Annotated in this window: 12 protein-coding genes and 1 tRNA gene; 8 read left to right on the plus strand and 5 right to left on the minus strand. The window is 58.3% G+C overall.

Annotation, left to right across the window (positions count from 1 at the left end; all coding sequences use genetic code 11):
* Positions 1 to 5 precede the first annotated feature (5 nt).
* A complete protein-coding gene (locus GOV88_RS04295) occupies positions 6 to 899 on the minus strand; it encodes an N-acetylmuramic acid 6-phosphate etherase (RefSeq protein WP_171239642.1) in 894 nt (297 codons plus the stop codon).
* 168 nt (positions 900 to 1,067) lie between these two features.
* On the opposite strand from GOV88_RS04295, the gene GOV88_RS04300 reads away from it, so the two are divergent.
* From GOV88_RS04300 to GOV88_RS04335, 8 genes are all read left to right on the plus strand, one after another.
* Positions 1,068 to 1,943: a BadF/BadG/BcrA/BcrD ATPase family protein gene (locus GOV88_RS04300; protein WP_171239643.1), complete on the plus strand. Its 876-nt coding sequence runs from the start codon at positions 1,068 to 1,070 to the stop codon at positions 1,941 to 1,943.
* Positions 1,930 to 2,679 carry a GntR family transcriptional regulator gene (locus GOV88_RS04305; RefSeq protein ID WP_171239644.1) on the plus strand — a complete coding sequence of 250 codons (750 nt, stop codon included), beginning with the start codon at positions 1,930 to 1,932 and terminating at the stop codon, positions 2,677 to 2,679. Before GOV88_RS04300 ends, GOV88_RS04305 begins: the two co-directional genes overlap by 14 nt.
* A gap of 19 nt (positions 2,680 to 2,698) precedes the next feature.
* Positions 2,699 to 3,727, plus strand: coding sequence for an SIS domain-containing protein (locus tag GOV88_RS04310; RefSeq protein ID WP_171239645.1), 1,029 nt, complete (start codon positions 2,699 to 2,701; stop codon positions 3,725 to 3,727).
* Positions 3,724 to 4,857: an N-acetylglucosamine-6-phosphate deacetylase gene (gene nagA / locus GOV88_RS04315; protein WP_171120399.1), complete on the plus strand. Its 1,134-nt coding sequence runs from the start codon at positions 3,724 to 3,726 to the stop codon at positions 4,855 to 4,857. The genes GOV88_RS04310 and nagA overlap by 4 nt, the downstream gene beginning before the upstream one ends.
* 142 nt (positions 4,858 to 4,999) lie before the next feature.
* Positions 5,000 to 5,074 (plus strand) — tRNA-Gly (locus tag GOV88_RS04320).
* A gap of 126 nt (positions 5,075 to 5,200) precedes the next feature.
* Complete coding sequence (locus tag GOV88_RS04325; protein ID WP_171239646.1) at positions 5,201 to 7,021, plus strand: ABC transporter transmembrane domain-containing protein; 1,821 nt, start codon at positions 5,201 to 5,203, stop codon at positions 7,019 to 7,021.
* Positions 7,022 to 7,178: 157 nt separating this feature from the next.
* Entirely contained in the window at positions 7,179 to 9,068 is a 1,890-nt protein-coding gene (locus GOV88_RS04330) for an acyl-CoA synthetase (protein ID WP_171239647.1), read from the plus strand.
* A 13-nt stretch (positions 9,069 to 9,081) separates the two neighbouring features.
* Positions 9,082 to 10,005, plus strand: coding sequence for an alpha/beta hydrolase (locus tag GOV88_RS04335; RefSeq protein WP_171120405.1), 924 nt, complete (start codon positions 9,082 to 9,084; stop codon positions 10,003 to 10,005).
* Here the strand turns inward: GOV88_RS04335 and GOV88_RS04340 are convergent, their stop codons facing one another.
* The 4 genes from GOV88_RS04340 to GOV88_RS04355 all read right to left on the minus strand — a co-directional run bounded on the left by GOV88_RS04340 (position 10,006) and on the right by GOV88_RS04355 (position 14,383).
* Positions 10,006 to 10,842 (minus strand): alkaline phosphatase family protein, encoded by an 837-nt coding sequence (locus GOV88_RS04340; protein ID WP_171120407.1) that lies wholly within the window; start codon positions 10,840 to 10,842, stop codon positions 10,006 to 10,008.
* A 138-nt stretch (positions 10,843 to 10,980) separates the two neighbouring features.
* Entirely contained in the window at positions 10,981 to 12,618 is a 1,638-nt protein-coding gene (locus tag GOV88_RS04345; RefSeq protein ID WP_171120409.1) for an ABC transporter ATP-binding protein, read from the minus strand.
* Positions 12,615 to 13,430 carry an ABC transporter permease gene (locus GOV88_RS04350; RefSeq protein WP_171120411.1) on the minus strand — a complete coding sequence of 272 codons (816 nt, stop codon included), beginning with the start codon at positions 13,428 to 13,430 and terminating at the stop codon, positions 12,615 to 12,617. Before GOV88_RS04350 ends, GOV88_RS04345 begins: the two co-directional genes overlap by 4 nt.
* Complete coding sequence (locus tag GOV88_RS04355; protein WP_171120413.1) at positions 13,427 to 14,383, minus strand: ABC transporter permease; 957 nt, start codon at positions 14,381 to 14,383, stop codon at positions 13,427 to 13,429. The genes GOV88_RS04350 and GOV88_RS04355 overlap by 4 nt, the downstream gene beginning before the upstream one ends.
* Positions 14,384 to 14,397: the final 14 nt, after the last annotated feature.

Raw genomic sequence — 14,397 nt, forward strand, 5'->3', positions numbered from 1 at the left:
GTTGGTTAGCAGTTGTTTTGTATTTCCAATGCGGTGCTCAGGATGCCGTTTGTCGCGTTCAGTTGTTCTGTTGCTTCGGCCAGAGACAGGCCGCGCGCTGCAATCAGAATTGCGGGCTTAACGTCGCCGTCAGCCGTTTCCAAAGCGGATTGTGCCGTGTCCGTATCCACTTCGGCGATCCGTGTAACGATGCCAGCGGCCCGTGCGCGCAGCTTGTCATTATCCGCGCGCAGGTTGACCATCATGCCCCGATATACGTGTCCAAGTTCCAGTGCCATTAGCGAAGACAGCATGTTCAAGGCGATCTTCTGCGCCGTTCCAGCACCCATGCGGGTTGATCCGGAAATCAGCTCTGGCGGTGTAGCCAAAAGGATCGGGATGTCGGCACCTTCCAGCAGCGGACTTTGCGCATTGTTGGCGATGCCGATGACGGTGGCCCCTTTTTCCCTGGCGATTTCACAGGCCGCTAATGTGTAAGGCGTGGAACCGCTGGCTGACACCGCGATAACTGTGTCTTTGGCCTGAAGGTCTTGCAGGTCATTTCTGAGGCCTTCGTCTTCATCTTCAGCCGCGCCGGGCATTTCCACGCCGGTCGGCAAGCCACCCGCCATGTGAATCCGCAACTGGCTTGCAGGGATCGAGAAGGTGCCCCCAAGCTCTTGCGCGTCGGCAGCGGCCATCAGGCCAGAAGAGCCCGCAGCGATATAATGGATCACGCCGCCAGAACGAATGGTATTTGCCATTGATTCCGCTCCGCCTGCTATGGCGTCCACCGCCTCAAGCGCGGTGTTTGCAGCAGCAACCTGCCCCGAAGCCAAAAGGCGGGCAGACAGCGTCAGGTCGCTGCGGTCAAGCCGCGTAGCTTCTTGATGCAGTTGTTCAGTCGACGGCAGCGTCAAGAGAATCCCCCATTGGTTTTCCTTACAATACCTATTTAATACCACTTGTCTATAATTTTCTTCCCACGCTCGGAAAAATGAGAAAATCTACAAAGGAAAGACAGAATTGGTTCAAATTGGTCTATTTTTGTCTTTCCTGACGGCAATAGGTATTATAATGGTATTGTCATGACTGAGTCTCGAAATAGTGCCGTTTTGGCCGTTGATGGGGGTGGAACGCGGTGCCGTGTTGCCTGTGACATGGAGGGTGCCGTCCATTCAGTAGAAACCGGACCAGCCAATGTTTCGAGCGATTTTGAGGGCGCGATTAAGCAGATCAACATCGGATTTGAACGGTTGGCCAAAAGTGTGGGCTGCAGAACGGATGACATGCTGCACTGGCCGTCCTTCGTTGGGCTGGCCGGCGTGACGGACGCCGGGATAGCGTCCCGATTGCGCGTGTCTTTGGGATTGGCGCAGGCACGGATTAAGGACGACCGACCTGCGGCCCTACGCGGTGCCTTGGGCGCGCAGGACGGTTTGATTGCACATTGCGGCACGGGATCGTTTCTTGCGGCGCAGATGGATGGAGAAATGCGGTTTGCCGGGGGGTGGGGGCCTGTTTTGGGTGACGAAGCCTCGGCTCAGTGGGTTGGTCGCCGCGCCCTGACCGAGTCATTGAATGTGATGGACGGGGTCGAGGAGGAAACCGGCTTGACGCGCAAGCTGTTGGATCGCTTCGACGGTACGGCCGGTATTGTCGGCTTTGCCGGGACTGCAACGCCTGACCAATTCGGCGCGCTCGCGCCCGAGGTGACTGCGTCTGCGCGTGAAAACGATGCGATCGCCAAGCGGATCATGCAGGCAGGGGGTGATTACATAGCGTCGATGGCAGCGAAATTGGGCTGGCGTCCGGATCAGGCGTTTTGCCTGACAGGAGGGATCGCGTCGCATTACGCAGATTACTTGCCACCGGAGATGCAGTCTGCCGTGCTTGCCCCTTTGGCGGAACCTTTGGTCGGAGCATTGGAATTGGCGAAGGAGATTCAGCATGAGCATAACTGATTTCCTGCGTGCGGACCTGTGGCTTTCGCCCGAAAACGGCCCGCGATACGTTCAACTGCGACGCAGGTTGCAGGAAGGGATCGACAAGGGTGTGCTTGCCCCCAATTCGTCGTTGCCGTCCGAACGTGAATTGGTGGAAATCACCGACTTGTCTCGGGTTACTGTGCGCAAGGCGATACAAGAACTTGTGCAGGAAGGCGTTATTGAGCAGCGACAGGGGTCGGGTTCTTTTATTCGCAAACGCGTTCCAAAGGTCGAACAATCTCTGACCCACCTAACATCGTTCACCGAGGATATGTCGACCCGTGGTATGAAAACCGCGTCCAAATGGCTTGAGCGCGGAGTTTTCGCACCGACTGCCGAAGAAATCAGTGCGCTGAACCTGTCGGAGGGTGAACAAATTGCCCGCATCTACCGATTGCGAGAGGCCGATGGTCGACCCCTTGCGCTTGAACGCGCGGCGTTGCCTTTGGATATCCTGCCTAATCCGATTGAGGTGACAACCTCACTCTACGAAGTTCTCGAAGGTCTGGGGCGTCGTCCGGTGCGGGCGGTTCAAAAAATCTCGGCACTCAACCTTGCTGCGCGCGAGGCTGAGTTGCTGGAAGTTCCCGAAGGTGCTGCCGGTTTGAATATCGAGCGCATCTCATTTCTCAAGAACGGGCGGGTCGCAGAACTGACCCGGTCGTTGTATCGCGGTGACGCCTACGACTTTGTGGCCGAGCTACGGTTGTAACCGGAAGGACCGGAAATTCATGTCAGAAACTACTTCGAAAATGCGCCAGGAGATTCTGGAAATCCCTGCGGCGGTTGACAGATTGCTGTCCCAAGGCGCGCAGGACATCCAGAATGCCGCTCAGGTTTTCCGCGAGGCTGATCCGCGCTTTCTGATCACGGTGGCGCGCGGATCGTCTGATCACGCGTGCAGCTACATCAAATATGCCAGCGAGCTGTTGCTGAACCTTCCCGTCGCTTCGGTCGGGCCATCGGTCAGTTCGATCTACGGGGTTGAGTTGCAGGCAAAAGGCGCGGTCTGCCTGTCCGTTTCGCAGTCCGGGCAAAGCCCGGATATTGTGGACCTTGCGCGCTCGTTGGGTCGGTCAGGTGCTGCTACGGTCGCGATCACCAACGACACCAGCTCTCGGTTGGCCGAGGTCGCCGGTGCCGTCCTGCCGTTGCACGCAGGCCCCGAGTTAAGTGTAGCTGCCACCAAAACCTTCGTGACATCGCTGGTTGCCGGGCTTTGGCTGCTGGCAGAGGTCAAGCGCGATGCAGACCTTCTGAAGGCCATACATGCCTTGCCGCCGCTGCTTGAAAAGGCCGCTCGTTGCGATTGGTCTGCCGCGGCTGACACGATCACCGGAAGGTCATTGTTTACCCTTGGGCGGGGCCCTTCCTTTGCAATCTCCAGCGAGGCAGCGTTGAAGATCAAGGAAACTTGCCAGATTCACGCCGAAAGCTATTCGGTGGCCGAAGTTCTGCATGGGCCGGTCTCGATCGTAGAGGAAGGCTTCCCGGCTATCGTGTTCGCCGCAAGTGACGCGGCCGAGCAAGCAACGGCTGAAGCCGCCGATGCATTGGCAGGGAAGGGCGCGGCTGTCTTTGCAACTACGGAAAAAGTCACGCAGGCCGGCCCGCTTCCGGTCGTCAAGACCGGCCATTGGATCACCGACCCGATCACCGCGATCACCGCTTTCTATGGTATGGTTGAATCCGTGGCCAGCGCCCGCGGGATTGACCCCGATGCGCCGCGGCATCTGAAGAAAGTGACTGAGACGGTATGACAAATAACACGGTAACCTTCCGTAACGGTCCCATCTTCGACGGTAACCGTTTGCTGTATGACCACGCGATCACCTTCCGGGATGGGGAGGAAGGTGAAATCCGGCCCGAGTCTGATGCCGTTGGTGGTGAAGTTGTCGACCTGAAGGGCGATATTCTAAGCCCCGGCTATTGCGACCTGCAAGTCAATGGCGGCGATGGGATCATGTTCAATGACAACCCCTCGGTCCAGACTGTTCAACGCATTGCGGCGGCTCACCGGCGTTTGGGCGTTGTGTCGCTGTTGCCCACATTGATTACGGATACGGCAGAGAAAACGCAGGCAGCAATTGAAGCGACCGTGCAGGCGGTTCGCGAAGGTGTATCGGGTGTGGCCGGGCTGCATCTGGAGGGGCCTCACTTGTCGGTAGCGCGCAAAGGCGCCCATGACGCGGATCTGATCCGGCCAATGGACGACACGGATTTGGCCGCGCTGATCGCCGCGGCAGACGCGCTGCCCTGTCTGATGGTCACGGTTGCGCCCGAGGCCGTGACCGAGCAGCAAGTCGCCGTGCTCCATGACGCTGGGGTGCTGGTATCTCTGGGTCATAGTGATGCGGATTTCGCGACGTGTCAGCGTTATGCGGCGGCTGGTGCGCGGTGCGTGACGCATTTGTTCAACGCCATGAGCCAGCTTGGAAACCGCGAACCCGGTCTGGTGGGGGCTGCGCTGGCAAATGGCGGGCTTTCCGCCGGTTTGATCGCTGATGGAATTCACGTGCATCCCGAAGTCATGCGGGCTGCATGGGCGGCCAAGACGTCTCCGGGGCAGATATTCCTTGTCAGTGACGCGATGGCTGTTGCGGGCACCGACCTGACCGCGTTCGAGTTGGAGAGCCGCAGGATCACGCGGACAAACGGGAAACTCACGCTTGAGGATGGCACATTGGCCGGTGCAGACTTGGATTTGACGACGGCCATTCGCGTTTTGGTCACGCAGGTTGGTGTACCCTTGCCGCAAGCTTTGGCTGCGGCGACGTCCTATCCATCGCAATTGATCGCGCATTCTGGTGCGCAGCAGCTTCGGTATGCGTCGATGATCCGTATCTCGGCCACGCTGGATTCGTGTGATTGGCTGCCGCAGCGGGATTGATCAACATCGCCCGGCACAGTCCGATTTCCGGGCCCACCCCGGCATGGATGACCCGATTGAACCTATATCGGATGAAATCGAAATCAGCCCAAGAACTGCGCTTGACGGCACCTTGCGCATCGCTTAAACCGACCTCCGCTGAGCGGGCGTCGTATACTGGCTATTACCTCAGCCTTCCAAGCTGATGAAGCGGGTTCGATTCCCGCCGCCCGCTCCAAATCAGCCCAAATCTCTGCGTCAAAAGGCCCTGTGAAGGCCCAAAATCTGGTGCTTTGCTTGACCCCAACTGTTCCTGCGGTCAAGAAGCGTTCACCCAAGTGCGAACACGATATAAGGCCCAGACATGGCAAGATCCGACGCCGCCAAGCCCGCAGGAAATTCCGCCCCCAGCGCGACCGAAGAGCGTGCGCGCTCACGGAAGATAGGCGTTCTTGGGTCTTTGTGGCCCTTTATGAAACCCTACCGATTGCTCATGGCGGGGGCAGGGCTTGCCTTGGTTTTGACGGCGAGCATGACCCTGACCTTGCCCCTGGCGGTGCGGCGCGTGGTTGACAATTTTCGGATCGAAGATGGCGAGTTGCTCGACTGGTATTTTCTTGCCGCGCTTGCAATTGCCGCTGTTCTGGCTGTCGGGACGGGCATCCGCTATGCGCTGGTTACCAAGTTGGGCGAACGCGTGGTGGCGGATATTCGCAAGGCGGTTTTCGACCGGGTAATCGGGATGAGCCCCGAGTTCTATGAACGTATCATGACGGGGGAAGTCCTAAGCCGAATTACGACGGACACGACGCTGATTCAGTCCGTAATCGGTTCATCGGTTTCCATCGCTCTGCGGAACATGCTGATGTTTTTCGGTGGGCTGGTCCTGATGCTTTTGACCTCGGCCAAGCTGACGGGAATGGTGTTGCTGTTGATCCCGCTGGTCGTGGTTCCGATTCTGGTGCTGGGCCGTCGTCTGCGGGTGATCAGCCGCGAAAATCAGGATTGGATCGCCGCCTCATCCGGTAATGCAGGCGAGGCGTTGACGGCCGTTCAGACTGTGCAGGCCTTCACCCATGAACAGGCCAGTCGCCAGCAGTTTGGTGAGATGACCGAGACCTCGTATATCGTGTCGCTGCGCCGTATTCGCACACGCGCCGTGCTGACCGTGATTGTGATCTTTCTGGTGTTCTCCGGCATTGTCGGGGTGTTGTGGATGGGGGCGAATGACGTTCGCAACGGTGTGATGACGGAAGGTGTTCTGATCCAGTTCGTTATCTACTCGATCATAATGGCGGGTTCGGTCGCCGCCCTATCCGAGATCTGGAGCGAATTGCAGCGCGCGGCTGGTGCGACCGAGCGTTTGGTTGAATTGCTGAACGCGCAGGACACCGTGACCGATCCCATATCCGCCTCTCACTTGCCGACGCCTGTGCGGGGCGAGATTAACTTTGATCAGGTTACATTCCACTATCCTGCGCGACCCGATGTCGTGGCGCTGGATCACCTGTCCCTTTCGGTCAAACCAGGTGAAACTGTTGCGTTCGTGGGGCCGTCGGGTGCTGGGAAGACGACGGTCATTCAGATGATCCAGCGTTTCTATGACCCGGATTCAGGCCGTGTCAGCCTTGATGGTGTTGACTTGCGCGATCTGGACAGGAGTGATTTTCGCAGCCACATGGCCCTTGTGCCGCAAGACCCGATCATCTTTGCGGCGTCGGCCCGCGAAAATATTCGCTTTGGGCGTCTGGACGCTTTTGACGCCGAAGTGGAATCTGCTGCCCGTGCTGCCGCTGCGCATGACTTCATCTCGGCCCTCCCGGAAGGGTATGACAGTTTCGTTGGCGAACGGGGTGTGATGCTGTCAGGGGGGCAGAAACAGCGTATTGCCATCGCGCGGGCAATCCTGCGAGATGCGCCAGTTCTGTTGCTGGACGAGGCAACCTCGGCGCTGGATGCCGAAAGTGAGCGTGCGGTTCAGGGGGCGGTCGATCAGATGCGCGCGGGTCGGACGACGTTGATCGTGGCCCACCGCTTGGCAACGGTCAAAAAGGCAGATCGGATCATTGTGATGGAAGCTGGGCAGATCGTGGCGCAGGGTACCCATGATGATCTGGTCGCCCAGGACGGGCTTTACGCGCGTTTGGCGCGGCTGCAGTTTACCGATGGAGTCGCCGCAGAATAAAATAACGTCGGGGCAGTATTGAACACTCCGCTGCGTCACGCTGCTAAATTGCACATTTTTTGGCTATGCGCCTGCTTGCGCGTACACGGTTTTGCTTCCATCCTACGGTGGACTTAAAACTCGTGCGTGACGCGGGAAGCAATCAGGGAGGTGCCGCATGGCCTTTGTCGGAGTGGAAGACAAGCTAAAACTGGAGCAGGAAATGCCGTGGGAGGATCGGGACGTTCCGGTCACATTCCACCAACTGCTGTCCCGGACTGCGGGTAAGTTTCCCAATAACAACGCGATCAGTTTTCAACTGATGTCCGGTCCGACGGACAAGGCCGAAACGCTGACGTGGTCTGAATTGCTTGGAAAGGTCAACCAGGCGGCGAACCTGTTCCGTTCGTTGGGTGTGGGTGAAAAGGATGTGGTGGCCTATATCCTGCCCAATTGTAATGAGACGCTGATCACCATGATGGGTGGTGCAGTGGCAGGGATCGTGAACCCGATCAACCCGCTGTTGGAACCCGAACAGATCGCGGCCATTTTGCGCGAAACCGGTGCCAAGGTTGTTGTCACGCTGAAGTCTTTTCCCAAGACGGATGTGGCGCAAAAGGTCGAAGAGGCCGTGCGCCATGCGCCCAAGGTCAACACGATTCTTGAAATTGACCTGAACCGTTATCTGACGCCTCCCAAATCATGGCTGGTTCCGTTCCTGCGCCCCAAGATGGGCGACAAGGAACATCTGGCCCACGCGAACTATAAAAATTTCAACAAAGAGCTGGCAAAGCAGCCCACGACCCTGACCTTCGAGGACAGCAAGGAAGACCGCGTCGCCTGCTATTTCCACACCGGCGGAACCACGGGTATGCCGAAGGTGGCGCAGCACAAGTATTCTGGCCTGATTTACAATGGCTGGCTGGGCGGCACGCTGCTGTTTACGGACAAGGACGTGGTGATGTGTCCATTGCCGATGTTCCACGTGTTTGCGGTTCACGTGATCATGATGTCCGCTGTGTCTTCGGGAGCGCATGTGGTGTTCCCGACACCTGCCGGATATCGCGGCGACGGCGTGTTCGACAATTTCTGGAAACTGATCGAGCGTTGGAAAGTCACGTTCATCATTACCGTGCCCACCGCGATTGCCGCAAAGATGCAGCGCCCGGTGGATGCCGATATCTCGACCGTGAAAACTGCGTTCTCGGGCTCGGCCCCGCTGCCGGTAGAGCTGTTCCGCCGCTTCGAGGAAGCGACCGGTGTGACCATCATCGAAGGTTATGGCCTGACCGAGGCGACTTGTCTGGTGTCCTGTAACCCGACAGATGGAGAGAAGAAGATCGGTTCGATCGGGATTCCGTTCCCCTATACGGATGTCAAAATCCTGAACGATGGACAGGATGGGCCAGCGGAAGCCGCCCCTAACGAGATCGGTGAGATCTGTATCTCGAACCCAGGTGTCTATGCCGGCAACACCTATACCGAAGCCGACAAGAACGTGGATCTTTACCACTTTGACACATATCTGCGCACCGGCGATCTGGGTCGTTTCGACGAGGACGGTTATCTGTGGATCACAGGCCGCGCCAAGGACCTGATCATCCGTGGCGGTCACAATATCGACCCCGCCGAAATCGAAGAGGCGCTGCTGGGACATGATGCCGTTGCCTTTGCCGGTGCCATTGGACAGCCCGATGCCTATGCGGGAGAGGTACCCTGTGCCTTTGTCGAACTAATCGAGGGCGCCTCGGTTACCGAAAAGGAGCTGTTGGAATATTGCGACGTCCATGTTCACGAACGTGCGGCGCAGCCCAAGCACATGACCATTCTGGACGAGCTTCCCAAGACCGCAGTTGGCAAGGTGTTCAAACCCGAACTGCGCAAACAGGCAATCACACGTATCTATAACGGCGCGCTGGAAAAAGCAGGCGTCGATGCCCGCGTTGTATCGGTGATTGACGACAAAAAGCGCGGGCTGGTTGCACAGCTTGACGCGAACGGTTCCTCGGACGACGATGTCAGCAAAGTGCTGGGCTCATTCACCCAGCCATGGGAATGGGCTGTCTGATCGCGGAGGGGACATGGATTATGAACGCCTGATTGACGAAGAAACCTGGGCGTTCATAAGACGTACCGCCGAAAGCTATCCCGATGACGCGGTCGAGCTGTCGATTGACGACCAGCGCCGCGTCTATGACGCGATGTGTCAGGACTTTCGCCAACCGCGTCCCGCGGGGGTAGAAACAGAAGACAGGCATGCCGACGGCGTGCCTGTTCGCGTCTATGCTGCAGGCGATCCCACACGAACAGTAGTTTACCTGCATGGGGGCGGCTTTGTCGTAGGCGGCTTGGACAGCCACGATGATGTTTGCGCCGAGATTTGCGCGCAAACTGGTTATCGGGTTGTCTCAGTGGATTACCGGCTGTGCCCGGAACATGTTCATCCCGCCCAATTTCAGGACGCCTGGACTGCAGTGAATTGGGCTGCAACGGAATTCGGGGATGCGCTGGTACTGGCCGGAGACAGCGCCGGAGGGAATCTGGCAGCGGCTGTCGCTCATCACGCGCGCGGACGTTTGGATATGATTCTGGGGCAGGTGCTGATCTATCCCGGTCTGGGCGGGGACCGGTCGAAGGGGTCGTATCTTGAACATGCCCATGCGCCGCTTTTGACGCTGGAGGATATCGTCTTCTATGAAAAGGTGCGGTGCGGCGGACCAGCGCCGCAGGATGATCCGACCTATGCTCCGTTGCACGATAGCGATTTCTCAAACCTGCCGCCGACTGTGGTCGTAACGGCAGACTGCGATCCGTTGCGCGATGACGGGCCAGACTATTGCGCCCGGATCACCGAGGCCGGCGGCAAAGCACACTGCATCAACGAAGCGGGGCTGGTGCACGGCTATCTACGGGCGCGAACCTCGGTCAAGCGTGCCGCGGACAGTTTTGAGCGGATATCCGTGGCGATCGAAGCGCTGGGTCAGCAGATATGGCCTTATGACTGATTACTTGAGGAATGGCTGTGCCTTCATGGTCTCGGCCACGGGCGTGCCCATCCGGGTCAGGATCGTAGGGGCAAGTTGAAGCTGGTCGATGACCACATCCGCCTCGGGGCCTTCTGCATCGCCGAAATAATACAGCGCCGTTTCCTGCTGCAATGGGCTGCGGCCTCCGTGGTGGCCACGTTCATCTTGGCCATGGTCGGCCGTGACGATCACCTCGTATCCTAGTTGCCGCCAACGGGGGATGAAAGGGGCCAGCATCTCGTCCATGACAAAACAGGCGTGGTCCATTTCCTCGCTTTCATGGAAAAAGCGATGTCCCATGCTGTCCAGCGTGCAGGTGTGCAGGATGCCGTAATCCAGCCCGAAGCGCAGGCACATGTTGGTGAGCTGGGCAAATAGGTCTACGTCGCAGGGCGTCATCTGGTTGGCCTTGCCATAGCCGGTCATGGTGTGAAACCGACCATGATTGATCGTCTTGCTGTCCGGTTCATCATATTCAACGTCGCGCACGTAATCGAACGGGTGGCGGTTGAAGAATTGCGACCAATAGCTGTGGGTGACGGCCCCGGTGATGCCCCCGGCCTCGCGCACCTGACTGAACACGTCCTTGTGACTCAGGCGGAAGACATTGCCGTTGCCGGTGCACCCATGTTCCTGTGGAGTGACGCCCGTGTGGATCGAGGCATAGCAACTGGCCGAGGTCGATGGCAGCACCGAACGCAGCTTCCAGACCCGCGCCTCACCACTCTCGACCCAGCCCTCAAGATTGCCGAACAAGCGGCGGAAATTGCGCCACGGCACACCGTCAAGAATGATGAGGAGGAGTTTGCGGTCCATGGTCCGGCCTTTTCGTTAGTTCTTTGGGTGAGCCTAGGGGATTCGCCCCGGATAAGCCGCCCATTCCCGTCCCAAATAGCAAAATCCCGACACCTGTTTGTGACACGTGCCGGGATTTCATGAGTGTTTTTTGCGGGATCAGTTCCCCGCGCTTTCCATTTTGCGGTGGGCGACAACCTCTTCCAACCAGCCCAGATGCATCTCGGGGACCGAGCTGAGCAGAAGGTCGGTATAGTCGTCGAACGGTGGGCTCAACACTTGTGACTTAGGGCCGTAACGGACCACACGGCCCTGATACATCACCGCGATACTGTCGCTGATCGCGCGGACCGTCGCCAGATCGTGCGTGATGAACAGATAGGCCACATCCTCGATCTTTTGCAGGTCCAGCAGCAGTTTCAGGATGCCATCTGCCACCAGCGGGTCCAGTGCCGAGGTCACCTCATCACAGATGATCATCTTGGGCTTGGCCGCCAGAGACCGGGCGATACAGACACGCTGTTTCTGCCCGCCCGACAGTTCCGCCGGATAACGGTCGATGAACTTTTCGCCCAGCTCGATCTCATCCAGCAGTTCGATGATCCGCTTGCGCTTTTCCGCGCCGCGCATGTTGAAATAGAACTCTAGCGGGCGACCGATGATGGTCCCGACAGTCTGACGCGGATTCATCGCAACGTCGGCCATCTGGTAGATCATCTGCAACTCGCGCAGGTCCTCGCGGGTGCGACCCTTAAGGTCTGCCGACAGCTTGCGCCCGGCAAAGGTGATCTCACCATCGCGCGGCGGCAGAAGGCCGGTGATCACCCGCGCCAGCGTCGACTTGCCCGAGCCGGATTCACCCACAACCGCCAGCGTCTGCCCCGGGTGAAGCTCGACATTGACGTTGTGCAGCACGTCGAAATTCAGCCCCTTATAGCGCGCGGTGATGCCGTCAACGCTCAGCACCGGTTCAGGTGTGGGTTTTTTCTCTTCGTGTTCGATCGAGCGGACCGAGACCAGAGCCTTGGTATACTCTTCCTGCGGGTTGTTGATGATCTGGTCGGTATTGCCGTACTCGACCGTATTGCCCATGCGCAGAACCATGATGTCGTCGCTGACCTGCGCGACCACGGCAAGGTCGTGCGTGATATAAAGCGCGGCAACACCGGTATCCGCGATGGCTTCTTTGATGGCCATCAGAACGTCGATCTGGGTGGTCACGTCCAACGCCGTGGTGGGTTCATCAAACACCACCAGATCGGGTTCGGGACATAGCGCCAAAGCAGTCATACAGCGCTGTAGCTGACCGCCTGACACCTGGTGCGGATAACGCTCACCGATATTGTCGGGGTCGGGCAGACCCAGCTTGGCAAACAATTCCCGCGCGCGTTTTTCGGCTTCTTTGCGGCTGAACTTCTTCTGTTCCACCGCAGCCTCGACCACCTGATCCATGATCTTCTTGGCGGGGTTGAAGGACGCCGCTGCAGATTGAGACACGTAAGTAACCTCACCCCCGCGCAGCTTTCGGATATCGCCGTATGAGGTCTTCAGGATGTCACGCCCGTTGACCCAAACCTCACCGCCTGTGATCTGCACACCGCCCCGGCCATAGGCCATCGAGGCCAGACCGATGGTTGACTTACCAGCGCCGGATTCTCCGATCAGCCCCAGCACTTTGCCGCGTTCGAGGTCAAAGCTGACCCCGTGCACGATCTCGATGTCATGGGGTTTTTCACCCGGCGGATAAACGGTCGCGCCGATCTTGAGGTCGCGGACCTTGAGAAGGGTATCACTCATCCCCGGCCTCCTTTCAGCGATGTGGTGCGGTTCAAGACCCAGTCAGCCACCAGGTTGACCGAGATCGCCAGCGTTGCGATGGCCACAGCCGGGTATAGCGCCGCGCCGATGCCATAGACGATACCGTCCTTGTTTTCCTTCACGATCCCGCCCCAATCGGCCAAGGGTGGTTGAACACCCAAGCCAAGGAACGACAGTGTCGACACAAAGAGAACCGCAAAGATAAAGCGCAGACCTAGTTCCGCAACCAGCGGTGACAAAGCGTTGGGTAGGATTTCGCGGAAGATGATCCACGATTGGCCTTCACCGCGCAGTTTTGCGGCCTCGACATAGTCCATCACAGCGATATCTACCGCGACCGCACGGGCCAGACGATAGACGCGGGTGGAATCCAGCAGCCCCATAACCAGGATCAGAACTGGGATGGTCACGGGGACCATCGCCAGAACGACCAGCGCGCTGATCAGCGTCGGGATCGACATGATCAGATCGACGGTCCGCGACATGACCTGATCGGCCCAGCCACCCAGTACGGCGGCCAGAAACCCAAGGATTGAGCCGGTTACAAAGCTGAGGATCGTCGCAGCCGTAGCGATAAAGATCGTCGTCCGCCCGCCATAGATCATGCGGCTGAGAAGGTCGCGCCCGATATTGTCGGTGCCAAGCCAGAACTGAGAACTCGAAGGCTCCCACACGTCGCCCACGACCTCGGCCATGCCATAAGGGGCCAGCAGGGGCGCAAGTAGAGCGATGATGAAGTAGAGGGCTGTGAAGGCCAGCCCGATCATTGCAGAGATTGGGATGTTCTTCATTTCGGATGCCTCAGCCTTGGGTTGGCAAGAATGGCAACGATGTCGGCAACCATGTTCAACCCGATATAGATCGCGGCAAAGATCACGCCGCAGGCCAGAACCACCGGAACGTCACGCTTGGTCACGTGATCCACCAGATACTGTCCCATGCCGGGGTAGACGAACACCACCTCGACCACGACGACGCCGACCACCAGATAGGCCAGGTTCAGCATCACCACGTTGACAATCGGCGCGACCGCATTGGGCAGCGCGTGGCGGTAGATGATCTTGAAATTCGTCAGCCCCTTCAGTTCAGCAGTCTCGACATAGGCCGACTGCATCACGTTCAGGATCGCCGCGCGTGTCATCCGCATCATATGCGCAAGGACCACCAGCGTCAGAACGATAACAGGCAATGCGATCGAGTTCAGCTTTTGGCCCAGCGTCATGCTGTCATTGATCATCGCAAGCGGTGAGAACATGCCCAGCTTCACAGCCACGAAATAGACCAGAACGTAGCCGATCAGGAATTCGGGGATCGAGATCGTGGTTAAGGTGACCGCCGAGATCAGCTTGTCGGGCCAGCGGTTGCGGTAGCGCACGGCCAGCAGGCCCAGAAAGATAGCAAGCGGGACGGATATAACCGCCGCCCAGAATGCAAGAAACAGGGTATTGCTCAGACGGCCGCCGACGGATTCGGCAATGTCGAGCTTGTTGGTCAGGGATTGTCCCAGATCACCTTGAACAAGGCCCCCCAGCCATTCGAAATAGCGGGTCAGCGCAGGCCGGTTCAGGCCCATCTCTTCGCGTAGGTTTTCAAGGGCTTCTGGGGTTGCGGACTGCCCCAGGACGGCTTGCGCGGCGTCTCCGGGAAGGGCTTCGGTCATGCCAAAAATCAGGGCCGAAGCGCCGAGCAGCAAAAGGAGTCCCAGCGCCAGGCGCTGGGAAACCAGTTTCAATATAGGATGCATAAATCCGTGACCCG

The sequence above is a fragment of the Ruegeria sp. HKCCA5491 genome (assembly GCF_013034565.1).
Lineage (GTDB): Bacteria > Pseudomonadota > Alphaproteobacteria > Rhodobacterales > Rhodobacteraceae > Ruegeria.